23 protein-coding genes are annotated in these 26622 nt (G+C 40.3%); 11 read left to right on the top strand and 12 right to left on the bottom strand.

Going from position 1 to position 26622, the window contains the following annotated elements; translation table 11 throughout:
* Window positions 1-15: 15 nt before the first annotated feature.
* Together VB733_RS15015 and VB733_RS15020 are read right to left on the bottom strand one after the other, a co-directional pair.
* Window positions 16-1512 (bottom strand): tubulin-like doman-containing protein, encoded by a 1497-nt coding sequence (locus tag VB733_RS15015; protein ID WP_323340866.1) that lies wholly within the window; start codon window positions 1510-1512, stop codon window positions 16-18.
* Window positions 1513-1520: 8 nt separating this feature from the next.
* A complete protein-coding gene (locus VB733_RS15020; RefSeq protein ID WP_323340867.1) occupies window positions 1521-2006 on the bottom strand; it encodes a hypothetical protein in 486 nt (161 codons plus the stop codon).
* Window positions 2007-2570: 564 nt separating this feature from the next.
* Here VB733_RS15020 and VB733_RS15025 point away from each other — a divergent pair.
* Complete coding sequence (locus VB733_RS15025; protein ID WP_323340868.1) at window positions 2571-3974, top strand: hypothetical protein; 1404 nt, start codon at window positions 2571-2573, stop codon at window positions 3972-3974.
* Window positions 3975-4273: 299 nt separating this feature from the next.
* On the opposite strand, the gene sat is transcribed toward VB733_RS15025, so the two are convergent.
* Together sat and mnmA are read right to left on the bottom strand one after the other, a co-directional pair.
* Window positions 4274-5452 carry a sulfate adenylyltransferase gene (gene sat, locus VB733_RS15030; protein ID WP_323340938.1) on the bottom strand — a complete coding sequence of 393 codons (1179 nt, stop codon included), beginning with the start codon at window positions 5450-5452 and terminating at the stop codon, window positions 4274-4276.
* A gap of 99 nt (window positions 5453-5551) precedes the next feature.
* A complete protein-coding gene (mnmA, locus tag VB733_RS15035; RefSeq protein ID WP_323340869.1) occupies window positions 5552-6607 on the bottom strand; it encodes a tRNA 2-thiouridine(34) synthase MnmA in 1056 nt (351 codons plus the stop codon).
* Between the two features lie 156 nt (window positions 6608-6763).
* Here mnmA and nagZ point away from each other — a divergent pair, with 156 nt between their 5' ends.
* Together nagZ and VB733_RS15045 are read left to right on the top strand one after the other, a co-directional pair.
* Complete coding sequence (gene nagZ, locus VB733_RS15040) at window positions 6764-7858, top strand: beta-N-acetylhexosaminidase (RefSeq protein WP_323340870.1); 1095 nt, start codon at window positions 6764-6766, stop codon at window positions 7856-7858.
* 216 nt (window positions 7859-8074) lie between these two features.
* Window positions 8075-8638 carry an FHA domain-containing protein gene (locus tag VB733_RS15045; protein WP_323340871.1) on the top strand — a complete coding sequence of 188 codons (564 nt, stop codon included), beginning with the start codon at window positions 8075-8077 and terminating at the stop codon, window positions 8636-8638.
* Window positions 8639-8983: 345 nt separating this feature from the next.
* Here the strand turns inward: VB733_RS15045 and VB733_RS15050 are convergent, their stop codons facing one another.
* From VB733_RS15050 to gntT, 4 genes are all read right to left on the bottom strand, one after another.
* Entirely contained in the window at window positions 8984-9517 is a 534-nt protein-coding gene (locus VB733_RS15050; protein ID WP_323340872.1) for a DUF937 domain-containing protein, read from the bottom strand.
* Window positions 9518-9685: 168 nt separating this feature from the next.
* Window positions 9686-11701 (bottom strand): DUF4912 domain-containing protein, encoded by a 2016-nt coding sequence (locus VB733_RS15055; RefSeq protein WP_323340873.1) that lies wholly within the window; start codon window positions 11699-11701, stop codon window positions 9686-9688.
* 330 nt (window positions 11702-12031) lie between these two features.
* Entirely contained in the window at window positions 12032-13732 is a 1701-nt protein-coding gene (locus tag VB733_RS15060; protein ID WP_323340874.1) for a GH39 family glycosyl hydrolase, read from the bottom strand.
* Between the two features lie 349 nt (window positions 13733-14081).
* Window positions 14082-15440, bottom strand: coding sequence for a guanitoxin biosynthesis MATE family efflux transporter GntT (gene gntT / locus VB733_RS15065; protein WP_323340875.1), 1359 nt, complete (start codon window positions 15438-15440; stop codon window positions 14082-14084).
* A 318-nt stretch (window positions 15441-15758) separates the two neighbouring features.
* On the opposite strand from gntT, the gene VB733_RS15070 reads away from it, so the two are divergent.
* The 3 genes from VB733_RS15070 (at window position 15759) to VB733_RS15080 (ending at window position 18683) form a co-directional block, all read left to right on the top strand.
* A complete protein-coding gene (locus tag VB733_RS15070) occupies window positions 15759-16199 on the top strand; it encodes a secondary thiamine-phosphate synthase enzyme YjbQ (RefSeq protein ID WP_323340876.1) in 441 nt (146 codons plus the stop codon).
* A gap of 269 nt (window positions 16200-16468) precedes the next feature.
* Window positions 16469-16780, top strand: coding sequence for a hypothetical protein (locus VB733_RS15075; RefSeq protein WP_096610000.1), 312 nt, complete (start codon window positions 16469-16471; stop codon window positions 16778-16780).
* 175 nt (window positions 16781-16955) lie between these two features.
* Window positions 16956-18683: a succinate dehydrogenase/fumarate reductase flavoprotein subunit gene (locus tag VB733_RS15080; protein WP_323340877.1), complete on the top strand. Its 1728-nt coding sequence runs from the start codon at window positions 16956-16958 to the stop codon at window positions 18681-18683.
* 285 nt (window positions 18684-18968) lie between these two features.
* On the opposite strand, the gene VB733_RS15085 is transcribed toward VB733_RS15080, so the two are convergent.
* Entirely contained in the window at window positions 18969-19124 is a 156-nt protein-coding gene (locus VB733_RS15085; RefSeq protein WP_323340878.1) for a hypothetical protein, read from the bottom strand.
* A gap of 10 nt (window positions 19125-19134) precedes the next feature.
* On the opposite strand from VB733_RS15085, the gene VB733_RS15090 reads away from it, so the two are divergent.
* Window positions 19135-19677 (top strand): hypothetical protein, encoded by a 543-nt coding sequence (locus VB733_RS15090; RefSeq protein WP_096610004.1) that lies wholly within the window; start codon window positions 19135-19137, stop codon window positions 19675-19677.
* A gap of 2 nt (window positions 19678-19679) precedes the next feature.
* The gene (locus VB733_RS15095; protein ID WP_323340879.1) at window positions 19680-20501 is read left to right on the top strand and encodes an ABC transporter ATP-binding protein; all 822 of its coding nucleotides are present in this window, start codon (window positions 19680-19682) and stop codon (window positions 20499-20501) included.
* Between the two features lie 429 nt (window positions 20502-20930).
* Here VB733_RS15095 and VB733_RS15100 read toward each other — a convergent pair whose 3' ends face one another.
* The gene (locus VB733_RS15100) at window positions 20931-21542 is read right to left on the bottom strand and encodes an Npun_F5749 family FMN-dependent PPOX-type flavoprotein (RefSeq protein WP_323340939.1); all 612 of its coding nucleotides are present in this window, start codon (window positions 21540-21542) and stop codon (window positions 20931-20933) included.
* 149 nt (window positions 21543-21691) lie between these two features.
* Here VB733_RS15100 and nrdJ point away from each other — a divergent pair, with 149 nt between their 5' ends.
* Together nrdJ and VB733_RS15110 are read left to right on the top strand one after the other, a co-directional pair.
* A complete protein-coding gene (gene nrdJ, locus VB733_RS15105; RefSeq protein ID WP_323340880.1) occupies window positions 21692-23992 on the top strand; it encodes a ribonucleoside-triphosphate reductase, adenosylcobalamin-dependent in 2301 nt (766 codons plus the stop codon).
* 251 nt (window positions 23993-24243) lie between these two features.
* Window positions 24244-24462: a hypothetical protein gene (locus VB733_RS15110; RefSeq protein WP_323340881.1), complete on the top strand. Its 219-nt coding sequence runs from the start codon at window positions 24244-24246 to the stop codon at window positions 24460-24462.
* A 195-nt stretch (window positions 24463-24657) separates the two neighbouring features.
* On the opposite strand, the gene VB733_RS15115 is transcribed toward VB733_RS15110, so the two are convergent.
* A complete protein-coding gene (locus VB733_RS15115; protein ID WP_323340882.1) occupies window positions 24658-24855 on the bottom strand; it encodes a hypothetical protein in 198 nt (65 codons plus the stop codon).
* Window positions 24856-24881: 26 nt separating this feature from the next.
* Window positions 24882-26321 (bottom strand): helicase C-terminal domain-containing protein, encoded by a 1440-nt coding sequence (locus tag VB733_RS15120; protein WP_323340883.1) that lies wholly within the window; start codon window positions 26319-26321, stop codon window positions 24882-24884.
* Between VB733_RS15120 and VB733_RS15125 the strand changes: the two genes are divergently transcribed.
* The gene (locus VB733_RS15125; protein WP_323340884.1) at window positions 26303-26494 is read left to right on the top strand and encodes a hypothetical protein; all 192 of its coding nucleotides are present in this window, start codon (window positions 26303-26305) and stop codon (window positions 26492-26494) included. The two genes, VB733_RS15120 and VB733_RS15125, sit on opposite strands and share 19 nt — an antisense overlap.
* Window positions 26495-26622: the final 128 nt, after the last annotated feature.

The raw sequence follows: 26622 nt of genomic DNA on the forward strand, positions 1-26622 counted from the left end.
GTATTCTTATATAGCCTAGTTTGAGATTCGAGAAAGGATATAAATAGCTTTAGCTAATCCTGCTGCACCTTGATTTGGTTCTTCCAAATTTTTGGGTTGAGAAATTAACTTGACATTTAATTCACTAATAGTATCTTGGATTTTTTTACTCTTATCTCGACTGTCACCAATAACAAGATTGGAAAACATCTCTATTTTTGGTGTTAATAAAGAGTTAGAATTGAAAAGTTCAATATCTTCACCTTCGCATTGATGAATTGAGTGCAACCAAGCTAAGTATTGTTGACACCACTTGGTAACAATATCAATGGCATTTTGTTCTTTCGAGTCACTAAACTCCGGCAAATCTTTACCTGCATTTCCCATAAAGCTTTGAGGACGAAAAAACCTACTAAACCAGGGAATATTTCTCTGTGCCCAAGGAATTCCTCGCTCTTTAGCAGTTTGCAATTCAGGCAGGGTACTAGCTAGCCAAGCATAAGCAAAGCGTGTGGCGTTGACTATTTCTGGCTGAACAACACTTCGATCTGGGATATCCTTCCATGTAACTTTACCTAAAGTATGACGACCTATTAAGCTTACCGGGCGATCTATATTGCATGGAGACAGAAAAAATTGCCGTGCTGCTAGTGCCCCATATAACTCAAGAAAATGAGGATCATTACGTTGGGTATTTTTACCAATGCTAAACTTTACTTGTGTGTAGTTCTGATTTCCTAGTAGATATACAGCATCAAATATTTCTTTTGCTTGAGTTTGGTAGTAACGGAGCGCAGCTTCTGTATTTAATAAAAATAGGTCGAATTGAGCATAAAAACCATCTGGATCTTCTCCAGCAGGCGGCGAAAAACCAAAATAAGGCAACATGAATAGGCAACCAATTTTCACCTTATCGCGCTTACCCTTAAATTTATTTGCCAGTAAGCTACCAATAGTCGGCAACCCAGAAGCTCCTGTGCCGCCAAAAATCGAACCACAGAGCAAAATCTTAGTTTCACTGCCGCCCCCCATACCAGCTTCAATTTGATTAATAAGCGATCGCCAAGGTTCATCATCCAAACTATTCAAATTAACTTGGCTCATCACAGCCGAGCCTATGGCTGGACGACCTCTAAATCCAACATCTAAGTCAACTGTTCTTTCCTCTGTTGTATAAAGAGCATCAAATAAATTACCCAATTCTTGGTAGTTTTGCTTGAGATTATTGTAATTAAAAAATGAACTCAGATTTTTATTAATACTGGTTTTTGCAAATGGCGACCACAATTCAAAGGCACTAATCGGAGTCTTCATCCAAGAATAGCTTTGTTTTTCACCATTAATAATTTCGCTACACTTTTGATGAAGCTTCAGAAAATTTTGAGAACGTTCTAAATTACCATTGCTTTCATCTGGATCTATAAATAAAACTTTGATAGGAGTATTACTAAACAGACCAATAGCAGCTAATTGAATTACAGCTTCAATGCACTTAGAACCAGTCCCACCAATACCAATTAAGTAAAGTGACATATCAATTCTTAGTCTCTAAATAAAGGTAAACGACGCAGAGTAAAGGCTCCCGGAGGAGCATACATCAATTCTTTGGGGGAACTAGTGGCAGTGATAAACCAGTAAAGAAATGCTGCATCTAAGATAAATAAAGTAGCCCTAGACAATACAGCTTCATTTTTATAATTATACAAATAAAGAGCTAGTCCAATACTTAAAACTGGAAGAAATAAAATTGCCATCCATACCAACTGCCATTGATGGCGATCGCCTGCTGTGCGTGGTTGTGCTCTAGCTGCCAAAAAGTACCACAACAATGTTGAAGCCACGCAAACACCAAAAACAAGCATTGCTCCTGGTATATAAAAGTTAACTATCCATCCTTCAATACTCCCGATCTTCTTAGTAGCAAAAATACCAAATTGACTGCGGTAGAGCAATGGTTGCCCCCAGAGCATAATAACTAAGCCAATGAGACTGAAAGCTATGATGCGAAACCACTCAATTGTTTTCATCTGCAACCTCTAAATAACGTGATTAGGCAGAACCAGGTGAAAAATAAGTCATTTTAAAGTTTTATTATAGCTCAGTGATTTTAACTAGATTTGGAACAAACTTTTATTTTAGTTAAGATATAAAACAGAAAGTTTCAATTTGTAAAGCAAAAATATTTAATTAACTTATAAGTTGTGCTTGTAAATAGCTATGTAGCCGTATACTCAAAACCGAGAGCTAAAGATAGTTCACTTCTCCTCGATTATCGGTTCTCCTGTCATTGCCAGCAGCAAAACAGTGGCGTATAATTCAAAACTGTCAAAATATATGTAAAGCATGTAAAAATACTTATACGCACTAATTTTTTATATGCTGTATGTCTAGATATATCAGTGGGAAAATCAATATATCAATATTGAGTTAACAATGTTGAACTAAACCTTCAATATCCGATTACTAATTAAATATGTATTTCTTATATAGTAAATGCTTTTATATTTTTACTAAATCTGCTAACCTTACAATTTATAAATACCTCAATTCTTATTTTATTATTGTGTAGTAAGTGAATATCTGTAATTGTAATGAATCAAAAAAAATGGCGATTATTTGTATTAATAGGATTTTGCGTCACATTATTTTTTACCGCATGTGTACCAGATCCACAGTTAAATTTAGCTTGTGACTTAACACAAAAAAATCCTACACCTCCTGAACTCTTAGCACCTTTAAAGATATCCATGTATGTGGATGGTACCCCGTCAATGGCAGGATATGTAACTCATCCGACAAATAGCAAAACCCGTTATGTTCAAACCATAGATGCGCTAGAACAAATATTATTTATTGGTTCCAAACAACGAAATGTATCCCAAGAAGAATATTATCGTTTGGGTGAGAAGGCTGAAAAAATTGCAACTGGTCGTCAAGGGTATTTGGAAGCGAAACAGAAAAAGTTTTATGATGGGAGTAGTTATCCGTTACTAAAAACTGTCAATATTGAAAATGCAATTTCTCCTGCTCAAGAAAATCAATTGAATGTTATTATTACTGATTTATACCAAGGACGTGAAGATGTTACTAATATTAATCGAAAAATAGAGAGTAGTTATTTTAGTGATGCTAAATCTAATTATAGCGTTGGTATAATAGCAATTAAAAGTGAATTTAACGGGAAGGTTTATACAGAAGATACAACAAATAATACATTTTTGTATAATACTAATGATGCTCAAGGTAAAGCAATCAAAGAGTTTAGACCTTTTTATGTGATTTTCCTTGGTCAATATAGTGATATCTCATATTATTTTAATAAAATCAAGGAAAGTAAAAACTTACCAGAAGATAGTCAAATAACTATTTTCTCGCCTAATTTTCTGATGCAAGAATTATCATTCGTTGATAGCACTCCAAAAATACAGCCAGAAAATTCTGCAACACAAATACTATCAGTCAGCAACCCTCGAATAGAGGTAAATCAAAAGAAAATACATCTTTTTGAAGTGAGCCAGACATCAAAAGATGAAGTAATCATTAACTATACTGTTCCAGTAAAAACTTACAATAATACATCTCTTCCGTTCAGTGAAGTTGCTTCACAGCAAGCTAATAATATTGAAACTGAAACTAAGACTCAGATTTTTAATACACTCGACAGAAAACTACAAGATAAGCCAGAATTGGCAAAGGCTTTGGAATTAAGTCAATGGCAAAAAGATAATCAGAATAATTTGAAATTCGTTACCAAAATTAAACCTGGTATTTTTCCAGAACCTGGATTTTACTATTTTGTAGTTGATGCGAAAGCTAAGGGTATAGAGCCAGAAAAATGGTGGAAAGAGTGGAGTTCTGATAATAATACAAATGCAGATTGGAAAACTTTTAATTTAGAAGTATTTTTAAAAGGATTAAAAGCCAGTACAGATAGATTAATGCAAGAAAGTAAACCTTTAATTGGTCGTTTTTGCTATGGAATTAATCAGGATTAAATTTGGTGAGGACTAGTTAGAGCTTGCTTATTAAAGCTATAACACCTGCCAAATAAGGTTTTTAATCATGTTTTAGGCAAACAAGTGCAGGGTTATGACATTTAGAATTTTCCGGGAATCTTGCCAGGAAATTTTTTCCGAAATGTTAAATAGAAACAAGAATTATAAAATTATATTTTGATTGGTGTTTGGGAGATTAAGAACTCAGTATTACAAAAGTAGAGAGATGTCCACCCCCGATTTACCAGTACCATCCTCTCCAGAAATCTCAACCTCTCCCAATCCACCTCATAACCTGATTAAACAGGTATTGGTACTTGCATTGCCCTTGCTAACTCGGCTGCAACTTCCGGACGAGAAAACTCAGGAGGCGGTAGCTCACCACGACGCAACATTTCCCGCACCTTCGTACCCGATAGATGCACCCGCTCTTCCGGTGTACTCGGACTAGTCTTGGTAGTTGCCATTTGTTTGGTACGCAAACAATAGAATGCGTGTTCAAACATCATCGGAGTAATACCCAATTCCCCAGGCGCAAACTCATCAAAAATATACTGTGCGTCGTAGGTTCCATAGTAATCGCCAACTCCGGCATGGTCACGTCCGACGATAAAATGGGTACAGCCGTAATTTTTGCGAACCAGAGCATGGAAAATTGCTTCTCTGGGACCAGCATATCGCATTGCTGCGGGGTTAATCGCCAGAATCACCCGCTCTTTGGGGTAGTGATTTTCTAACAAAATTTCGTAGCAGCGCATCCGCACATCAGCAGGAATATCATCTTCTTTGGTTGCGCCCACCAAAGGATGTAAAAACAAGCCATCAACGGTTTCCATGGCGCATTTTTGGATATACTCATGGGCACGGTGGATGGGGTTGCGGGTTTGGAAACCAACTATAGTTCGCCAACCTTTCTCTGCGAACATTTGCCGCGATGCGACAGGGTCAATTTGGTATTTTGGAAATAGGGGATGTGCGCCGCGTTGGAAAAGGAGTACGTCACCAGCTAAATGTATTGCACCTTGGTTGTAAAGGACTTTGACACCAGGATGTTTCTCTTCATCGGTACGGTAAACTTTGATAGCTTCGCGTTGTTTGTCGTATGTATACTTTTCCGTCAGGTGTAATACCCCAATATACTTACCTGCGGGGTTATTTAAGCGAACATAACTACCTTCCTTCAGAGATGCGGCGATATCCTCCGTTACCGATAGAGTTACAGGGATTGACCAAGCTGTACCATTAGCAAGGTGCATATCTTCGACAACACCGTTGTAATCCGCTTGATTCATGAAGCCTGTGAGGGGGCTAAAACCCCCAATGGCAATCATTTCTAGGTCTGATACAGCACGTTCATCTAGTTGCACAGATGGTAAATAATCAGCTTTCGAGAGAAATTCTTCTCTTTGGGCTGGGGTGGCGATGCGGTTGACTAACTCCCCTCCGTGGGGTGCAATGGCTTGTTTCTGGTGGCTCAATGTCATTTCCTGTGTGCGATCGCAATAGGATTGTTTCGATATATGTACTAACTTATCAAAATGTTGGTACGTGGAGAACAAAATCTTTGCGAAAATAGTTTAAGTGAATTGCTCGATGATGCCACCACCAAGAACCTTTTCCCCGTCATACCACACTGCCGCTTGTCCAGGTGTAATGCTAAACTGCGGCTCATCAAACACAATCCGCACGCGGGAATTTGTCAAGGGTATTATTGTCACGGGTACAGGTTTTGTTCGATACCGTACTTGGACTTCGGCACGAATGGGACTCTCTGGTGCTGCGATCGCTACCCAATTCACCCGATTGACTGTACATTCCGGCTTTGTGGCTTTGGTTCTGTCTCCGACAACCACCCGATTATTGACTGCATCGATAGAAATAACATACAACGGTTCCGCCGCCGCAATTCCTAAACCTTTACGTTGTCCAATTGTGTAGTGGTGGATACCATCATGCTTACCCAGGATTTTGCCATCGACATCGACAATTTCACCTTCCTTGGGGGCAAGATATTTATCGAGAAAAGCCCGCATGGAACCGTTACTTTCCACAAGACATAAATCTTGACTTTCCGGTTTATCGGCGGTTTCTAAGTCTTGTTCGGCAGCAATACGCCGGGTATCAGATTTTTGCAATTCACCCAGGGGAAACACTACCGATGAGAGTATATCTTGTGCCAAATCATACAGAAAATAGGTTTGGTCTTTGTTTCTGTCGAAGGCACGGAGGAGTTCGTATCTTCCTGTATCTGCATTCCAGTTAATCCGAGCATAATGTCCGGTGGCAATTTTGTCACAGTCCAAATTTTCCTTAGCGTAATTGAGCATCGGACCAAATTTCACCGCTTTATTACACTGTGAACAAGGTAAAGGGGTAATACCCGCGCTGTAACCCGTTACCAAATAATCAACAATGTATGTTTGAAACACCTCACGGATATCGACAACGTGATGGGGAACACCTAGCTGTTCGCAAATTTTCGCTGCATCTACCATACCTTCAGAGCAACATTGACCCTTGCCTTTCATTAACCAAAGGGTCAAACCAATGACTTCATAGCCTTGATTGTGGAGAAGTGCGGCTGCTGTTGAGCTGTCAACGCCGCCAGAAAGACCAACGACGACTTTTTTCATAACCGTAATTTTTGCTAGGCAATCCTTTCCAGAGTAACACTATTAGTAGGGAAGAGGACGAACTTTTTACAGCCTGTGAATAAAAGGTAAACAAAGAGGTATCCTGAATTCTGTAATTCTGACTTTTTATACGTCTTTATACGCCGGGAAAAATATATGGCAGTTTCACAGCAGCTTGCGGCTTTCGGGAACCACTTACTCATTGGCATTTCCGGAACCAAATTAAACGAAGATGATAAAAGACTACTGAGCCTACTCAAACCCATTGGCATTGTTTTCTACGGTAAAAACTTCCAAACTGGCACTCACTACGAAGTTTGGTTACAAACCCTGAAGGAATTAAATGCCCAAATCCGTGAATATACGGAACGCGATCGCATGTTTATGACACTCGATCATGAAGGTGGCAGAGTGCATCGCCCCCCATCCCCAATTACTCGTTTTCCCGAAGCATATTTACTTGAGTCCCATGCCAGGGAAGTTGCTTTTGCCGCCGCGATCGAACTAAAATCTATGGGTATTAATGTTTCTTGGTCGCCTGTTGCTGATATTTACTCCAACCCCAGTAATCCCATTATCGGAAACAGAGCAATGGGAGTGACTCCCGCATCGGCAGGGGCATTTGCTGGCGAATATTTGGCAGGTTTACGAGATGGGGGGGTAATTGGTTGTGCCAAGCATTTTCCTGGACATGGTGATACTAGCAGCGATTCCCATTTGGAATTACCTGTACTCAATCTCACGAAAGAGGAATTACAAAACCGCGAGTTGATTCCTTTCCAAACTTTAATTGCGGCTCAAGTGCCAATGGTGATGACTGCACATATTCTCTTCCCGCAGATAGATGCAAATGTGCCAGCAACTTTATCTAGAAAAATATTAACGGGGATATTGCGGCAGGAATTGGGATTTGCGGGGGTAATTGTTTCCGACGATTTGGATATGAAGGCTGTTGCGGATATGTATGAAAAACCGGGAACGGTGGCACAGACTTTTAATGCTGGCTGTGATTTATTGATGGTATCCCGTAATTTACCCTCTTCTTCAGTCGAAAGAACTATTGCGATCGCTCGTGATTTTTGCGAATCTATGAAGAGTGGTAGTTTGGATGAGTCAATTGTGGAAAGTGCGAAAATGCGAGTTGAAAATTTGTTAGCCAGCACTCCTCAATATTCTGTCGAGTTACTGGAACGCACAATTTTACAAAAACATGCTGAATTGGCAATTAATTGCGCGTTTCAAGCGGAGTAAAGTTGGATATAGATAAATTTCTGAGTCGCCCACTTTTTGCATATCTAAAGGTGTTTCCGAAATATAGAAGATTTGTAAAACATAATTTTTTTAAGGAATTGCTTCCGACAACAGTCAATCTGTTTTGTTTGTGGTAGTTGATTTACATTCTTAACTGAACTGTATTGGACTATAAATTTGATATTGAACCTTCAATATATTACTTAGGAATAGGCGGTGTACGAACTCACATTAGAATGGCACGACAAAGGTAAAACTATAGTTCAGAAAGTCATTGTTGAACTTTCGAGAAAACAGCCTCCAAGTATGATTTTCGGTCGGAATCCAGAATGTAATATTATCTTGAATCCAGATGATACAACTTGTTCGCGCTTACAGGCAGAAATCATTTTCAAATCTCAAGAAAAAAACTTTTATTTACGGAAACATACAAAAGCGAGTCGTCCTGCGATCGTGGATAGTAAAATCATTAATGATGGAGAAGTTTTATTGTGTGAAGGTAGTTTAATTAGTTTGGGAAAAACAGAAATTAGAGTTACATCAATTTCCCAATCATTACAATATATGATTATTTGCTCCAACATTAAATGCTTGAATCCACATCCTCATCATGCCTTAGATGCAAAATATTTATATCAGCATTGTCCCTGGTGTGGTAGTTTTTTAACTGATGCTGCAACTTATTTGCCAACTCTACCAGAAGGGTTTTTAATCAGACCAATTGATATGAAATTCGGCAATTATTCGCAAGTGAATTTAGGAGTCAGCAGCCAGAATTAAATTTGTGTATTTTTTGGAAGCTGACGCTAAGAGACTAATTTATAAAGTAAATATTAAGGATAGTCGCACAGGGAAAAACCCGGTTTCTCATCAAAAAGTCAGATGATGCTCGATACTTAAATCCAAGAAACCGGGTTTCTTTGGTGTTAAGGTTTACTTTATACATAACCTCTCAATAAAATTATCAGTTTATTTTCTGACTACTGACTATTTGAGAAATCCGGGAAAAGCAGACTCTGATTATCTTAGGACTTACGTAATCGTAACGAGAAAACGAGACTTTGAGATTGCTTCCTTACGTCGCAATGACGTTAATGCGTAGTCCTTGCGTAAGTCCTGTATCTATTATGAAGATGCAGGATTCAGGAAACGATTGGCAAATTTCATCACATTCCCTAAGTCAGTATCATCATCATTATCTGTGTCTAGGAATGAATTTAGTAATGGGTTGGATGTTCCCCAAGCACCAGTTTGAGGAGCGCCCATTTCTAATAAACTTAGTGCTGTAGATGTAATAGTAGCTATTACGGATTGCACAACACTGAGATTTACACCTGTTTTTTGAGTGACAGTTTCGGCAATTTGCTGCATTAATTGAGGTGAGAATAGGGATTGAAATGCACTTCCGCCTGCGCCAGAGGTGACAACTTGGCTCACCAAGTTCTCTAATCTACCTTTACCAATGATTGCTTGTTGCTGTTGGAGCGCGGGACGAATTTGCTCACCCACGATAGATATAATGCTTTGCAGTTGGGAATTATTGATGCCTTGATTCGCCGTCAAATTTTGGACTGAGGAGATAATGCTTTGTAGTTGGGAAACATTGGCTTGCTGATTGGGGTTGTTAATTGCACTGAGAAGATCAAAAAAAATGCTCATGGGAAGTTTCCAATTATTTAAGTAATCAGTGGTGAGTATTGATATTGTGTCCGGTTGAATACTTATTATGAAGACTGACACGGAGACTTAGAGACGCAGAGAAATTTTAATTGTAAGTGATTAGCCAAACATGAGATGAATTAAGAATTTCTGGTATGGCGAATTTTTCTACATCTCCATCGGTACACGAACATGGAAAGAACGAATAATTCTAATCCAGCGATTATTTGGTGTGTAATAGCCAACTTCAGCGATATAATCGCGATCGCACAGGGGAATGGCGATATGTTGATCAAATTCGCTTTCGTGGCACAAGTATTCTTGGGTGGCGTGGGGTTCTTGGGTGTCAATATCTAGGTTGGTTGCGTCGTGAACTCGCAGGGCAAATTTACTGCCACCTTGGTTACGGGCAACTTGTTTGTAATCCTCGGAAACTTCCCAATATGCATAAGCATTTTTGGAGTTACGGGGTACGAGAATTATTTGGCATTGTCTTTTGGTTGTGAGCGGGTAAATTATCGTTTTTTCTGAGGTTTCTGGGTTTTCTGGGTTTTCTGTATTGGGCAACAACCCTGTTTTCTCAAACAATGCATGGGTTGCGATTCCTACCCCTGTAACTGCTGCTGTACCAACTGCAAGCTTGTTTCCAACTGTTTTTGTTGTTTCCCCTATCCAATCTGAAAAGCTTCTACTCCGGCTTTCTGTGAAGTTTGCCGCACTATTTTCAGGTTCGTTGTGAGTAATACTGTTCACCAAGTCATTGGCTGCAAATTTGATAGCTTCAAGTGATAATTTCGATGGCGAATGACTTCCACTTAATTCCGTCATCGTCGAAGATACTCGTACGGGTTCCGAGTGGGCGATTTGCAACCAACTACCATCATCTTGAATGTAACCAATTTCTACGAGATAATCGCGATCGCTGGCGGGAATACTTAGGTGGAAATCATGATCTAAATTACATGCATATTCCTGTATTGCCGCTAATTTTTGTGTATCTAAATCAACATCTGTTGTCTCGTATAATTTCAGAAATAGCTTTCTATCACCTTGGCTGTGCAATTCTTCTTTCCGTGCCTGGGAAAGCTCCCAGTATGCATAAGCACTATCGGCAGTGCGGGGTACGAGAATTACCTGACTTGTATCAGTTGCTGGGTTTGTGGTTTCAGATTGGCGATTTTTGCTGAAAAAGCCCAGTGAGGATGTTCCTCCAAGTGCTGTGACAGTTGCTGTGATTACTCCGGGGAAATCGGAGAATATATTTGTGTCTGTGTTTATATCTGTATTGGCAATTATTGTATTGGATTCTGGGATAGATGTGGTTCTCAGAGTCGTCGCATTTACATCATCCCAAAGCAAACTTGCTTGAAGTTCTTCTTCACTAGTTAAAGCATTATTCTCTAAAAATGCCGGAACATTCACTCTTTGGGAACGTGCAACCTTTAACCATTGGTTATCATTGAGATTGTAACCAATTTCTGCTGCATAATCACGGTTAGTTGCAGGTATCCCCAGATGTAAATCTGGTGCTTCCTCTGAACAGTTGTATTCTCCAACCAGAGTTTGATTTTGTAAATCTGCATCATCGACATTGGTAACATCATACAAACGCAATTTCATTCCCCGTTTTCCTTGCCGTCGCCATTCTTCCTGGAGATTTTTGGGTATTTCCCAATATGCATAACCTTCGTTGCTGTTACGAGGAGTGAGAACAAGGCGACTATTGCCAGTGGTTTCGGTGACACCTACAACTGGTGCAACTGCTGCTGGGGAGCCAATACCTTTCATTACCCACCACAGTAATCCTCCCAGGAAGGGTATCAATAATAACCACCAAGGAAATTGACTGTCGGAATTATTGGAATTTGTACTATTCCCTGGAGAACTTTGTGCCAAATCTGATTTACCATCTAAAACAGCCTTTAATGCTGCATTCGTACCAGCATAGGTGACTTTAAGATTCGCTCCCGAATACTGATTCTTAAACTTTTTTGCTAGCGCTTGATTAATTTTCGCCATGCTACTGGAACTATTCACCCGCACAACTGTGCCATTGGGAACGTTTTTTGGTACTGGAAAGCTTGTGTTCGGACTTGGTGATTGAGCGACTACTGGGGAAACCACAGCAGTCAAACTAAATAATACCGCGATCGCGGATAAAGAAGTTGTCTGTTTGCAAGACATCTGACTACCTCCTTTGGGATTGCAAATGTGAATCTGAAAATAACTGGGACTATATGTATAAATTTGGAACTTTTGAAGTTTTTAAAGATTGACTTTCCTACCAATTCAACATTGACTGCAACTATAAAATTGCATAGATAGTGTGTCTTCAAAAAAAACAGGTATTGCTGATGTCAGCAAACAAGTCAAAGTCTTGCGAGTCACATGCCCCTCTGTGCTTGCGTTCTAAATTTTCGCTGATTATCTACTAATGTATCAATTATTGCAAGATTCTTTTAATACATCCCACTCAAAACTTGTTTTCACACGAACTCAGGTTAAAAACTAAACCTAAATATTGCCAATCTCATATAAAACCACGGCATGATGCTCTAAATTCGGCGAAAGTCGTATTGTATTGCCCGACATTTTTACTTGTGACTGAGTGGATTTCAAAGCGGCAAGCTGGCGATACTTGGGTACGCGGCTCGTGAAAAAATTACGTGCATTTGTATCCGAAAGTGCTTCCTGAACCGCACTACTATCTTTGGAAAATCGGGCATATGCACTATCTCCAATTCCTTGTTTCGCCGCATCTTGCTGCCATTGCCACCAATATTGAGCGTTCTTATCATCAATCAACCATTGCTTCACCGTAATATTTTTCCCGCGTACAGGCAAACCTCTCATGCTAATTGTTGGTTTTTCACGGCTTGTGGCTTTCACATTCGGATTATGGTTAAATGCCAGTACATGCAAAGTTCTCTTTTTGGGATTATAGCCAGCAACAGCATTAATGATATTGTTTTGACTTGTCTTTCCCCTCACTTGTACAGGTAATTGTCTGTCTCCCGTCATTTGATTCGTAAGCATCGCCACATTAGAACCGACAGAATGTACCCCATCCCAAAAACCATTTGACGAAGTATTCCATCTTGACCAAAAATCGATATTATAGTCGAGCATATTTTTAAACACCATAGCGTAAGCAGAAGCACTATAAGTCGAACCCAAATCACCGCTTGTTTGCTTACCATCACTGCCTAAAATATCTATCCCTTCATCAATTTGCAACTTCAGATTCTTTAATCCATTTACTTCTGCACGTCGTCGTAAAATACCAGCATTTTTCCCAGAATTCCCCCCTTGATAAGCACTAAATCCCAAAAAATTTAGTTGTGTACCCCTTTTTCCAGAATAATAGTTTTTGCCTTTGCCACAATGATCAATAAATTCCAGTCCATTCCAACCCAACTCCGGCGCAATATGGGAACCAACAATTAAATTACTTCTCCCTAAAGCAGCTTGAAGCGCAGCCACAGTATAGTCATACAGCTTAAACACAGCTTGTTTTGTCGTTGTATTACCTTTGCCATCAGTAAACCAGTCAGGATTATTAATTTCCGAACCCATTCCCCATCTCCAGGTTTTCACCTCTTGCATCCCGTAAGTGTCCACCATATGTCTGGCAATATCGTAAATATATTTGTAATAACCTTGCCAGTCGCTAGGTAAACGAGTATTTAAAGCAAATTTTCCCGCTTGACAGTCGCGACTATAAACACAAGGAATATTTCCTGTTTTAATAATTGGTTTTAAACCCTGTTTGAGAACATTACGAATTGCTCTATCGAGTGGGTCAAAATTAAAACCTTGATTGGGATTATTTGCGTCTTTCAATAAATCTCGTGTGCCGTCACATCCTTGTGGTTGAGCTTTCCCAGCATCTAAACTACATCCACCTGTTGCCGTGTAGAGAGATACATATTTTACATAGGGGTAATTTGTCGCAAAATAATTAGCGGGTTGATTGACTGCGGTAGAATCCCAGTGAGTTAAATAATACCAAGCATTCACACCAGCAAATTTATTGGTTATTAGTTTACCTTGTGGGCGAATATTGATAGTAATTGTGGGAGAATTAATTGCGGCAATCAGATGCGGGGATGCAGAAGCAAAAATTGCCCAGAGACAGATAAGACAAATAAATATTAGTTTTTGAATTGGTTTTTGCCGGAGATATACCCGTGGAAATATGTGCAGTAAATTCATGGGTTTTGCTAAAAGGTTGATTGTATGGGGATTTACTTATTTTGCTACGCCAAACATCAACTTACCAGTGTATTTGCTAGTTTAGGTTAGGTATAAAAATCATAATTCATGTAAATTTAAGCATTAATGAATATGTCCTCAGAGACCATTTATAAAGTAAATATTAAGGATAGTCGAGCAGGGAGAAACCTAGTTTTTCATGAAAAAGTCAGATGATGCTCGATACTTAAATCCCAGAAACCGGTTTTTTTAGTCTTAAGGTTTACTTGATACATAACCTTTAATACCAGGCAAAATTACTTGACTTACCTGTATGAAAATTAAAATTAATATCTTGCAAAAATTATCATTACGAATTGGGAAGTATTTCACTTTGAATTTGATTTTCCTCAACCAAAGTAGATGGCAAATATATTCCCAATCCCAGAATAATCATTACCATATAACCTACCAAACCCATCCATAAAAAGTGATTGTTGTGGAGATACGATGCAGTGACAGCAAAAGGGATAAATCCGCAAGTAAAAGCAACTAAGACAGCATTCCGCAGAGTCACAGCTTCCTTCAAACCAATAAAATATCCTTCTAACATAAATGCGATCGCAGTTAATCCCAAAAGCGGCAATAACCAGATTGTATATCTAGTTATACTTTGATTAATTTCTGGATGATTGGTTAAAAGTCCAAACACAAAATCCGGGTAAAAAATAGTGATAAATGCAATGGCGATCGCAATTACTAAACTAGTTAATATGGAAATTACTAATAGTGGTAAAAATTGCTCTTTACTTCCCTTGACTTTAAAGTTTCCTGTGAGAGTTTGAGTTGTTAAACCCACACCTTGAATAGTGAATTGACTAAATAAAGCTATTTGCAATAACAAACCATTTTCAGCCAAGACATTTGTTCCCATTGCGGCGCTGAGATTTGTAAAAATTGCATAAGTAGTAATTAGGACTATAAATCTAATTAAAATATTACTTTTTAAAACAACAGTATCTTTCAAGGCTGCCCAATCAAAAAGTTCTTTTACCGCACTGGGTAAAACTCTCCAATCAATACTCCAGCAAACCCAAATTAAACCAACTACCAATGCTAAGTATTGACTAATCGCTGTGGCTAATCCCGCACCCATACTCTCCCAACCAAATTTGACTATCATCAAGTAATCTAAACCAACATTAGAACCATTACCGATGAGGGACATTAACAACACCACAGCATTCATTTCCCGCCCCAAAAACCAACCAATTAACACAAAGTTGAGTAAAACAGCAGGTGCAGCCCAAATGCGAGCGTAAAAATAGTCCACACCAGAAGCTTCAATCTCCGGGGAACCACTTAAAATCATAAAGCCAATTTTCTGTAAAGGATATTGCAATAGCAGAATCATCAAACCAATACCCAAGGCAATTAAACCACTCCGCAACCCCGCCAGAAGCACAGCTTGCGAGTCGTCTAATCCCACAGCCTGGGCAGTAATTGCATTTGTACTCGCACGCAAAAATTTGAGGACGCGGTAGAGGTAATCAAAGAGGATAGTAGCTAAGATAACACCAGCTAAATGGCGAATATCGGCTAAATGTCCTAAGAAAGCAATATCAACCAAACCAGCCAGGGGAACCATCATGTTGGAAAGGACACTAACACTTGCCAACCTGTAAAAACGTGGCAAGAAGTTGTATTGGGTTGGGAGCGCAAATTGCATAAATTGCTAGAGCTAGAATTTATTTAAGTTAGAGTTCTTTGAGTCTAGAGGTTATATATAAAGTAAACCTTAAGACTAAAGAAACCCGGTTTCTTGGATTTAATTATCGAGCATCATCTGACTTTTTCATGAGAAACCGGGTTTCTCCCTGTGCGACTATCCTTAATATTTACTTTATAAATCGTCTCTCACGCTACTGTGTAAAATTAAGTAGTGATGAACAAGTAAATTTGAGCAGGAAATATATTCAGTTTTATAATCAATTTTTGTTATGCTTTGATAGTTATCAAACTGACTAATATTTATACCATCCCACCTATGGCAATTTTTAATAAATTTATCGAAATCGAAACTTTGCCCGGTATTAATATACATAATATTACCCAGCATATTGAGGCAGTGATTAGATTGACTCCCATCCGAAATGGTCAAGTATTAATCTTTTCTCGCCATACAACTACTGCACTAGCGATTAATGAAAATGAAGAAAGACTACTGGAAGATATCAAGGTATTTTTACGAAAATTAGCACCAGAAAGTGATAAATATTTACATAATGACTTACATTTAAGACCTAATATTCCAGCCGATGAGCCGATTAATGCTCATTCCCATTTGATGGCAATGATGCTGAATAATAGTGAAATTGTCCCAATTCTGGATGGAGAACTAGGATTGGGAACTTATCAATCTATTTTGTTTTTTGAATTGGATGGTGCGAGAAAAAGAAGTATTTTATGTCAAATTTCTGGGGAATAATCAGTAAGTTTATCAAAAAAATCATCACTCACATATATACAAATATCTCTTTCCTATTTAAGCTTTCTTGCTATTACCTGCACCTAAAAATCAAGCAATAATACTTAATCCTCAAATCCGATGGCAATAAATTCATAAAGCTTTCCCCTTCATGACTCTTATCTTGTTTATGAAGTAATGTTACGATTGTTTCAAAAATATTTAGAAATCGTCAAAATAAAAAACCTGGTTCTAATGTAGGAATTAAGGAAAAAATCGAGGCAAATATCATGAATAATATTCAAAAATATCGGTTTGTCTGCACCCTAACCTTTGGTGATATTTACGGTCAAATCATCGTTTGGTTGATTACTATCACCGTCAGTTTAGCTGCTGCACTAGCACTGATGGGTGCGAGAAGACCAGTTTATGCTTTAGTAACAGTTGGACTAGTTGTATTGCTATCGTTACCATTTTTACTTTTTGCTTTCGTCACCACCTTATTAAATCATATTGAAGTAATGCCCTTTGAACCGGGGACAAAAATGCAGCCAATACCTGGTAACGTTTCTCAACAACAACCTGTACAAGCAACCAATTAAATAAGTAGAAGTTTAATATTTGTAATATTAGAACCTTGTCAAGTTGGCAGGGTTTTTTAAATGGGCGTGGGGAAGAAGACGCGGGGAAGTATTGTCAGATGTTTCCCTTGTCTCTTTAATACCTCGATCAAATAGACTTAATATTCGTATACCAAATTACTTAAAATACTAAATTATGCTTGAACATGATGTAATTATTGTTGGTGGTGGATTGGCTGGATGTCGTGCGGCGGTGGAAATAGCCCGTACTAACCCCAGTTTGAATGTTGCCGTAGTTGCCAAAACCCACCCAATTCGATCGCACTCTGTAGCCGCCCAGGGGGGAATGGCTGCAAGTTTAAAAAATGTTGATCCCGAAGATAGTTGGGAAGCACATGCATTCGATACCGTCAAAGGTTCAGATTATTTAGCTGATCAAGATGCGGTTGCAATTTTGACTCAAGAAGCCCCTAATGTCGTCATTGACTTGGAACATATGGGAGTGCTTTTTTCCCGTCTTCCCGATGGTAGAATTGCCCAACGTGCCTTTGGTGGGCATTCCCACAACCGCACCTGTTACGCTGCCGATAAAACCGGACATGCAATTTTACACGAATTAGTTAATAATCTCAGACGCAACGGTGTAAAAGTTTATCAAGAGTGGTACGTAATGCGCCTGATATTAGAAGCAGGCGTAGCCAAGGGTGTTGTGATGTTCCGCATTCAGGACGGGCATCTAGAAGTTGTGCGGGCAAAAGCTGTGATGTTTGCCACTGGGGGCTATGGTCGCGTTTATAACACCACTTCCAATGATTATGCATCGGCAGGCGATGGTTTAGCGATGACTGCACAGGCTGGTTTACCCTTGGAAGATATGGAATTTGTGCAGTTTCACCCCACAGGGTTGTATCCCGTCGGTGTATTGATATCGGAGGCTGTACGGGGAGAAGGTGCGTATCTAATTAACTCTGAAGGCGAAAGATTCATGGCAAGATACGCCCCCAGCCGCATGGAACTTGCACCCAGGGATATTACATCAAGAGCGATCGCCTATGAAATTCGTGCTGGACGTGGTGTAAACTCTGATGGTAGTGCTGGAGGACCTTTTGTATATCTGGATTTGCGACACATGGGTAAGGAGAAAATCATGAGTCGTGTCCCCTTTTGTTGGGAAGAAGCACACAGATTAGTAGGAGTGGATGCCGTCACCCAACCCATGCCCGTACGTCCCACCATTCACTACTGTATGGGTGGTATTCCAGTAAATACTGACTGCCAAGTTCGCAGTGGTGCTGATGGTGTTGTGGAAGGGTTCTTTTCCGCAGGGGAGACTTCTTGTGTATCGGTTCACGGAGCCAATCGTCTCGGTAGTAACTCGCTGTTGGAATGTGTTGTTTATGGCAAAAGAGCCGGAGCAAGTATTGCCCGTTATGTCGAAAATCGCAAGTTACCGACAATTAATGAGCAGAAGTATATTAATGAAGCCAAGCAAGAAATTCAATCCCTAATCGAGCAACCCGGAAAATTACGGATTAATCAAGTTCGTCAAGGTTTCCAAGACGCAATGACTGAATATTGTGGGGTATTTCGGACTGCGGAATTAATGGAGCAAGGTTTGCAAAAAATCCAGGAATATCAACAGCAATACTCGCAAATTTATTTAGATGATAAGGGCAAAGATTGGAATACAGAATTAGTTGAAGCGTTGGAATTACGAAGTTTAATGGTGGTTGGACAAGTAATTATGAATTCTGCCTTTAATCGTCAGGAGAGCCGAGGAGCGCACTTCCGTGAGGATTATGCCCAGAGGGATGATAGTAATTTTTTACGCCACACCTTTGCCTATTATTCGCCTGCGGGAATTGATATTCAATATGTTCCCGTGAATCTGGGGATGTTTCAACCACAGGAAAGGAAGTATTAACAGTTTTTGGTGGATGGCTCGGAGATTTATTTTATGTGTTGCCAGATTGTGGAGAAACGATATTACGGCAGGATTCACTGTTATCCCAAAGTGTTTTTAACGGTTTGTTGAGAATGCTGCTGCAAGATAGGTGTTGACAAAATTAGCATCATGTGCATTGACATCAAATCTCGTCATCCATCAAATATATGCATATCTGCAACTTCTTCTAATTTTCTCCTGATGGAGTTAGCCATGTAATGGATACAGAGATATAGATGCACCCTGATTAAACTTCTACCTCAGTCACCAAGTTATTACTTGTGGTTGGGGTTTTTTGTTGGCTAAATTAACAATATGATTTTGCGATCGCACTCCAGAAATCATCATCAATTTCCGGCTACTATGAAGATATGTATAGCAATGTTGCCCGAAAGTCCCTAGGCTGAGGCAATTATTCATTAAGAAAACCATGATAGCCAAATTACCAGCAATATTTCGCCTTTCACCGCTAATTCGGATTACTCTACTATCTTTATATCTTGCACTCACAGTCCCACTACCATTTTTAGCAGAAGCAACCGCAGCACCAACCCCACCATCACTACTTTGGGCTGGCATTGTGCTAGGTTTTATCGCCCTATATGCAGCATTGTCCGAAAGAGTTATTGTAGACGATCGCGAGATACAAGTTACTTATCCAAATTGGGTTCCACGTTTTTTTCGCAAAGGTTGGACGCTACCTTGGGCTGATGTGAAAGAATTGAAACCTCGCAGTACCGGGCAAGGAGGTTTGGTTTATTATTTTCTTAGCCAGGAAGGGAAAGCATATTTACTGCCAATGCGGATAGCTGGATTCGCCCGTCTCCTGAGTTTTGTCGAAGCAAAAACGGGAATAGATACAACAAATGTTTATCCCTTAGCCCAACCTTGGATGTATGCTATTTTACTGGGATTTACAATCCTGTTGCTGTTAATCGATGCATGGACGATCGCTACAGCTTTGGGAGTATAAACTTGGATATATTAGATACTAATTTAAATACTAATTTAGACAGGAATACAGCCTTAATTCGTCTGGAACAAGTTAGTTTATTCGCCAAGTTAAACGCCAAAGCGAAAAATATTCCTGGTTACTCAATATTACAGGATATCTCCTTTGAAGCGATCGCGGGTTCCTGTAATACTATTGTGGGAGCAACTGGTGCCGGAAAAACCTTTTTATTACGCTTGTTGAACCGTTTGTGTGAACCGACAAGCGGCAAAATTTATTTCCAGAATCGCGATTATCAACAGATTCCCATATTAGAATTACGCGCCTCGATTGTACTGGTTCCCCAAGAACCAAAATTGTTGGGAATGACAGTTAAAGATGCATTAGCATATCCTTTAATCTTACGAAAACTACCCAAATCAGAAATTCAAAAACGGGTGAATGGGTGGATTGAAAAATTGCAAATATCAGATGATTGCTTGGGAAGAAACGAACTCCAGCTTTCACTAGGACAAAGACAATTATGCGCGATCGCACGTGCTTTAGTCATCCAACCCCAAGTTTTATTATTGGATGAACCGACTGCGGCATTGGATATTGGTACAGCAGAACGTCTCATGCAAATATTATCCCAACTTAGCCAAACCCAGAATCTCACAGTGATAATGGTGAATCATCAATTAGAACTGCTCCAAGAATTTTACTCTCATTCCACCAATCAAGACGGTAATATTTTACATCTATCCCAAGGTCGTTTATTATCCAATCAAAAAGCCTTGCAAGTAGACTGGAATAATTTAAAAACAAGCATTATTCAAGCAGAAACTGAAGATGATTTTATTTAATGTATCATTAAGAATCTATCATTAAGAATTTGTGTTTATTAATTGTAAAAATAGCAATTTTTATTATTATCTAACCTGAATTTGGGTTAAGAGTTTGCTTTAATTTGAATTAAGAAGCCTTGCAATTCATCGAACCCCAAAATTTTTGTATTTCTTATTTGGAGGGGGCTTGGGGGACGCAACCGTCCCCCAATCGGGGGTTTGGGGGAGAATCCCCCAATTCTTGGTTTTAGCTGTAACAACAGAAAAAGTATCAATTGGATTCAATAAATTGTGCTGAAATTTGAACAAAGTAAAATCACAAACCCTATCTCAGCTTATCCTGAAATCAAGTTATATAAATTTAATGGATTACCAATAACAAAATTAATTTACTAATCTTTGAAATTGCAATTTTTCTACTCGGAAATATCAACTTATCCCAGCACTTTAAGGATTAATCTCCACACAAGACCAATTATCATTTAGCTGCTGATTAAAGTCATCTTGTATATATTCATCTCGCATATATATATAGCGATTTTGTGGTTCACCCCGCAATTTTAAATGGTCAACCTTCACCGGATTAAGTAATAGCAAACAAAAATTAGCTAAAGGAGCGATCGCATCAGGGGCAGGTGCAGAAAAAGCCTCTGGGTTGGCTCGTTTTTCCCCAGGATGCGCCCAAGTAAACTGAATCCGAGCATTATCTGAAAGTTCTTGCCACGTCGATACACGAGCCATTTGCAAGCCAACATCAGCACAACTGGCATCAACAAGAATTAATTTACCAGCAATTCTAAACTGTTCCCGCGTACCTGTGAAATACCAGCAAGCCTCTGCCCAAGATTGTTGTTGAATCTGATCGATTTTCTGACTACGGTTGTCTGTAATTATTTTTAACTGGTTCGTGTCATTGAGAAAACCACGAAACACAACAGTACGATTTGCAGGGTAGCCATTGGCTTGTACAGTTGCCAACTGAAAATAACGAGATTCCGGTTTACTGTGATCGCGATGCAGTGCCCGACTCAAAGGAGAACGCCAAGGAGCCAATGTCATAACCAAGACATAACAAATATTAATTATACAGCCAAGTGAGTACCCATGGCGGTAGAGCGTATATTCCGACATTTTGCAATCCTTTTTTCCTGCCGCCAGTTGACGTATATTCTTAATCTGTGAAAAGTAAAGTCCCTGAGCAACAAGTTATGGTTCGAGAGCTTGAACGCAAACGTATTTCTAGTGCTGAGTTCCCCGAAACTGCCCCAGCCGCTAATCCCGTCTTTTTTAGAACCTACAGCCGTCGTCATGCCGATGGTACAAGGGAAACTTGGGAAAAAGTGTGCGATCGCACCCTCCAAGGGTTAGTAGAATTAGGCAAGTTAACTTCCCAAGAAGCCGAACTTCTGGCACGAACAGAGCGCAATTTGAAAGCATTACCGAGTGGACGCTGGTTATGGGTGGGGGGAACCGACTGGATTAGCAAGCCTAAGAACTTTTCTGGTGGTTACAATTGCACCTCTACCAACCTCGAAGACTGGAAAGCCTTTGGTTTAATGATGGACTTGGCAATGATGGGGTGCGGAACCGGAGCTATTTTAGAACCGAAGTATATTAATAAACTTCCTGTTATCCGTAATCATATTCAGGTAATTTTACAAGGTGAAATTGGTGCAACTCCCATAAACGAGCGTCGGGAGGAAACTGAAGTTAAAATTGAAGGTAATCAAGTCACTATCTACGTTGGTGACAGCCGTCAAGGTTGGGTTAAGTCGTATCAAATATTACTAGAGCTTTCTACCGATGAACGCTTTACAGGTGAAATTCAAGTTAACGTTAACCTCAGCGATGTGCGTCAAGCCGGAGAAACCTTAAAGGGCTTTGGCGGTGTGGCGAATCCGGTTAAATTGCCGGAACTCTATACCAAATGTGCAAATATCCTCAACAAAGCGATCGGTAGACAATTAAACTCCGTAGAATGCTGTTTATTAATTGACCAAGCAGCAGTCTGTATCGTTGCTGGTAATATCCGCAGATCAGCTGGCATGAGGCAAGGGGCAAGCGATGATACTTCCTTTGCGGATGCAAAATCAAATCTCTGGCAGCAAGATGCCGAAGGCAACTGGAGCATCGATCCCGAACGTGATGCTTTGCGAATGGCAAACCACACCAGGGTATTTCATCGCAAACCGACTCTCGAAGAATGTTTGGACGCAGTTCGCAAACAATATTACAGTGGTGAAGGGGCAATTCAATGGGCTGGAGAAGCGATCGCCCGCGCGAATTGTGATTTGCTGGCAACCAAAGAACTGAAAACCGATTTTCTCAAGATTTACGAACAAGGGAAAGCTAGGGAATGGCTACAAGAAAAATATCCCCATCTTGAAGAGCGAGAATTAGAGCATCGTTTGGGACGTTTTGGGCTAAATCCCTGTGGAGAAATCATTGGTGCTAATTTCCACTGTAATCTTTCGGAAATACACCTAAACCAAATTGATCCCGACAACCATAGAGAACAAGAAGAAGCATTCACAGCCGGCGCATTATCTGTTGCTGCCCTATTACACCATCAATTCATCGAACCTCGCTACCAATACAGCCGCGAAATCGATCCCATCGTTGGTGTCTCCTTCACCGGTTTATTTGACTTTTTTGTTCATGCTTTTGGTGTCGAGTGGTTGCGCTGGTGGGAACAAGGCAGACCAAAAACACCCCAAGGACTCGCCTTTAAACACCAAGAACAAGAATATCTCACCCGGTGGAAAGATATAGTCCATCGTGTAGTGTGGGAATATTGCGATCGCCACGGGTTTAAACGTCCTAACCGTTGCACCACAGTCCAACCTAGCGGCACAAAATCCCTACTCACAGGTGCTTCTCCTGGATGGCATCCACCAAAATCACAGCGTTTCCTCCGCCGCATTACCTGCCGTAAAAATGATCCTGTAGCCCTGGCATGTTTGGAATATGGGTATAATATTGTACCTTCCCAGTCAGACAAAGATGAAAAAGGCAATTTACTTAATGACCCATTCGATCCACGCTGTACTGAATGGTTAGTGGAGATTCCCGTTGCTGTATCTTGGGCAGATTTACCCGGTGCGGACACCATTGACATCAGTAAATTCAATGCCTTGGCACAAATGGATTTTTACATGCAGGTGCAGCAGTTTTACGTCACACACAACACCTCTGCGACTATCGAATTGCGGGAAAATGAAATCGAACTTTTAGGAACCCGTATTTACGAAGCCATCCGTGATGACGAAGGTTATATGAGTGCAGCACTTTTAGCACGTTTTGACGACCTCCAAACCTTCCCCCGTTTACCGTTCGAGCCAATTTCCAAGGAACGGTACGAAAAGTTAAGTAAGGAAGTCGAAATGCGCCGTAAAACCGATGATTTCCACACAGTTTTAAGCCGTTACGACTTTGGGGAAATGTCGGAAGCTGGACCAGCAGGTTGTGACTCTGACAAGTGCATGATGCCTGAACAAAGTCCCAATTAAAGGAGACTTGAGGGGGACGCGGGGACGCGGGGACGTGGTGACGTGGTGACGTGGGGACGCGGGGACAAGGAGATATATAGAAAAATAGAAAATTTTATTTGTGTCTCCCCATCTCCCCATCTCCCCATCTCCCACTCTCCCCCTCTCCCTATCTCCCCCTCTCCCCATCTCCCCCTCTCCCTATCTCCTGACACCTAATTCTCGTAAAATCATTAAGATAAATTGAGAAACCTACAAAAAGCAGGCTCAAAATGTTCCTTGATGAATTAACACCAATATTTAAACAATTTGCCCAACACCCAGCATCTTTTATGGGTGGCTTTGTTTCTGGGGCGCTGAAACTTAGTCTTGCAGATGATCCGGTAAAAAGCTGGCTCAACCAGCAACTTGGTGTAAATACTAACGCTGCTAATACTTCTGATACACAGAATGGTAGGACATCAGGTCCTCAATCTATTTCAATTGATTAGAAGCTTATAGTTTTACGAGCAAACCCAAAATATTTGTGGAGACGTGGTGTCTTAGAGGTTATGTATAAAATAAACCTTAAGACTAAAGAAACCCGGTTTCTTGGATTTAAGTATCGAGAATCATCTGACTTTTTGATGAGAAACTGGGTTTCTCCCTGCGTGACTATCCTTAATATTTACTCCATAAATGGTCTTTTAGGCATCAAGTAAAAATTGTAGTACATTCGCATGGTTTGTCCGTAGGGCTAATACCAATTCACAATTCGCAAGTCGCAATGCTTCCTTCGGAAGAGCTTCGCTAACGCAATTAAAAAACTTAGATGCAGCAAAGCTTTCAGGATTTACATCTGTATCAGATTTTTCGTGAAATGGTATAACATCTTGCCCACGCAAGCAAGATATCTACACCCCATTCGGAATTATTCAAGAGAGTTATTAAATAAATTTGGATCGAGGTAATTAATCCGAGCAAAGGGAGTAAGTGTACTGAGGATTTGGGCACCATAACTGCGGTTAACGACCCGACTATCCAGTAAAGCCACTACAGCTTTGCTTTCGCGTGCAGGTGCGATCGCTCGTTGCAATTCATTCACAGCAGTTGGTAACAAATACAACCGAAACCAATCCTGATGCGATCGCTTGTAATGGGCGACTCGACCGGCGACTAGGGGATTTTCTAAGGATGGTAGGGGTAATGTGGCAATTACCATCAATTGCGGTGCAGGTAAAACGCTATGGTTTTCGCGCCAAAATTCCCAACCTGTCACCAAAATCCCGTTTTCATCCAGGCAAGTTTTTTCGACTTGTACCCGCGAACCAAATTCGGATGCCAAAATTGCACCAATTTGGGCTTTGAGGGGTACATCCCCCACTAAAATGACTGTCAATCCGGGTGCTGTGGCACTCAGACAAACCAAGGTACGCACCTGATGAATAAAGGCAGCACGAAATTCCGGTGTATTGGGTAAAGGCAAATTGTAGGGTACGTAAAGTTGAATGGCTTCGCTTTGGTTGTCGGCTGCAAATTTTAAACAAGTCACATCCCCCAAACCCAGACGCTCCCGAAATAAGGGGGCTTCGGTTTCCGGTTCTAAAGTAGCGCCAATTAAGACTACAGGTTGTCTTTGCCAAATTGGTTCCAGGTATTTACCCAATTCAACGGGGACACAATGTAAGGAAAATGAACCGTGAATGCGACTGATAGTAGTCCATAGTAAGGGAAGGGGAGAAAGATGTTGGAATTGGTGATAGAAATTTTGCCAATTATCGGGCAGGCAAGTAATATTTAAGACTGAATATAAACGTTGTAATATTTCAATTTCTTTATCGGCAATTAAATAACATTCATAGGGATTGGCAGGATGTTGTAAGATTTTGCTACCTAAATCAACGCGGGCATTACGAATAATTTCACCATTTTCGGGACATGCCAGCAGCAATTCTTCCCAATCTTGCGGTTCTAATGTCACCGTCAGGCGATCGCGTACCCAATCTTCCAAATCATCAACACCATCAATAATTGTCGGGATATCTGGGGGAAAAGCATGACTATTACTTAGTTGTGCCTGTAACCAAGCTGTGGGAGAAGTTATCAGTATTCCTTGGAAATCATCACCTACCCAAGCATCACCAGTTCTAATCGGTTTGTTGACTTGTAGCCATTGTTGCAGGCGAGGAATTTCAACTTTTAACAAACGTTGCTGTATGGCTTCTGGGGCAACAATCACCACTCCTGCTCGCCACATCAGGGCTGATGCCACAAAACTAGTGCGATACCGTCCCTGATAACCGCAAACTGCGCCCACTTGAATCAGGGCGCTACGTCCTACACGCAATGCCCGTGCCACCAACCGCGCCATTGTTAAATGATGGTGCCAAGCCGGAAAACCCGTTTGCGATCGTAGGAAGTTATGTAATGACAAGTGAACTTCTGCCTCAATCACACGCTTTCAGTCCCATACAAAACGATGTTTACTCATTGGGTATTTGGATATTAGTTGTCGGTGATGAGGTGTGGGTTATTGGTTGGTGATTATGGGTTAGTAGTTGTTACACTAGCCACGTAAGCCCTATTACCCATTACCTATTCTCCATTGCCGATTAACTAGTACCCATTACTCATTAACTATTACCGATTAACCACTAACCATTAACAACTAA

This window comes from Calothrix sp. UHCC 0171, from assembly GCF_034931845.1.
In the GTDB taxonomy this organism is placed as follows: domain Bacteria; phylum Cyanobacteriota; class Cyanobacteriia; order Cyanobacteriales; family Nostocaceae; genus Brunnivagina.

Excerpts from the sequence above, each read along its gene's own strand:
- VB733_RS15015 (WP_323340866.1), bottom strand. The coding sequence starts at position 1,512 with ATGTCACTTTACTTAATTGGTATTGGTGGGACTGGTTCTAAGTGCATT.
- VB733_RS15020 (WP_323340867.1), bottom strand. The coding sequence starts at position 2,006 with ATGAAAACAATTGAGTGGTTTCGCATCATAGCTTTCAGTCTCATTGGC.
- VB733_RS15025 (WP_323340868.1), top strand. The coding sequence starts at position 2,571 with ATGAATCAAAAAAAATGGCGATTATTTGTATTAATAGGATTTTGCGTC.
- mnmA (WP_323340869.1), bottom strand. The coding sequence starts at position 6,607 with ATGAAAAAAGTCGTCGTTGGTCTTTCTGGCGGCGTTGACAGCTCAACA.
- nagZ (WP_323340870.1), top strand. The coding sequence starts at position 6,764 with ATGGCAGTTTCACAGCAGCTTGCGGCTTTCGGGAACCACTTACTCATT.
- VB733_RS15050 (WP_323340872.1), bottom strand. The coding sequence starts at position 9,517 with ATGAGCATTTTTTTTGATCTTCTCAGTGCAATTAACAACCCCAATCAG.
- VB733_RS15055 (WP_323340873.1), bottom strand. The coding sequence starts at position 11,701 with ATGTCTTGCAAACAGACAACTTCTTTATCCGCGATCGCGGTATTATTT.
- VB733_RS15060 (WP_323340874.1), bottom strand. The coding sequence starts at position 13,732 with ATGAATTTACTGCACATATTTCCACGGGTATATCTCCGGCAAAAACCA.
- gntT (WP_323340875.1), bottom strand. The coding sequence starts at position 15,440 with ATGCAATTTGCGCTCCCAACCCAATACAACTTCTTGCCACGTTTTTAC.
- VB733_RS15070 (WP_323340876.1), top strand. The coding sequence starts at position 15,759 with ATGGCAATTTTTAATAAATTTATCGAAATCGAAACTTTGCCCGGTATT.
- VB733_RS15075 (WP_096610000.1), top strand. The coding sequence starts at position 16,469 with ATGAATAATATTCAAAAATATCGGTTTGTCTGCACCCTAACCTTTGGT.
- VB733_RS15080 (WP_323340877.1), top strand. The coding sequence starts at position 16,956 with ATGCTTGAACATGATGTAATTATTGTTGGTGGTGGATTGGCTGGATGT.
- VB733_RS15085 (WP_323340878.1), bottom strand. The coding sequence starts at position 19,124 with ATGAATAATTGCCTCAGCCTAGGGACTTTCGGGCAACATTGCTATACA.
- VB733_RS15090 (WP_096610004.1), top strand. The coding sequence starts at position 19,135 with ATGATAGCCAAATTACCAGCAATATTTCGCCTTTCACCGCTAATTCGG.
- VB733_RS15100 (WP_323340939.1), bottom strand. The coding sequence starts at position 21,542 with ATGACATTGGCTCCTTGGCGTTCTCCTTTGAGTCGGGCACTGCATCGC.
- nrdJ (WP_323340880.1), top strand. The coding sequence starts at position 21,692 with ATGGTTCGAGAGCTTGAACGCAAACGTATTTCTAGTGCTGAGTTCCCC.
- VB733_RS15110 (WP_323340881.1), top strand. The coding sequence starts at position 24,244 with ATGTTCCTTGATGAATTAACACCAATATTTAAACAATTTGCCCAACAC.
- VB733_RS15120 (WP_323340883.1), bottom strand. The coding sequence starts at position 26,321 with ATGGCGCGGTTGGTGGCACGGGCATTGCGTGTAGGACGTAGCGCCCTG.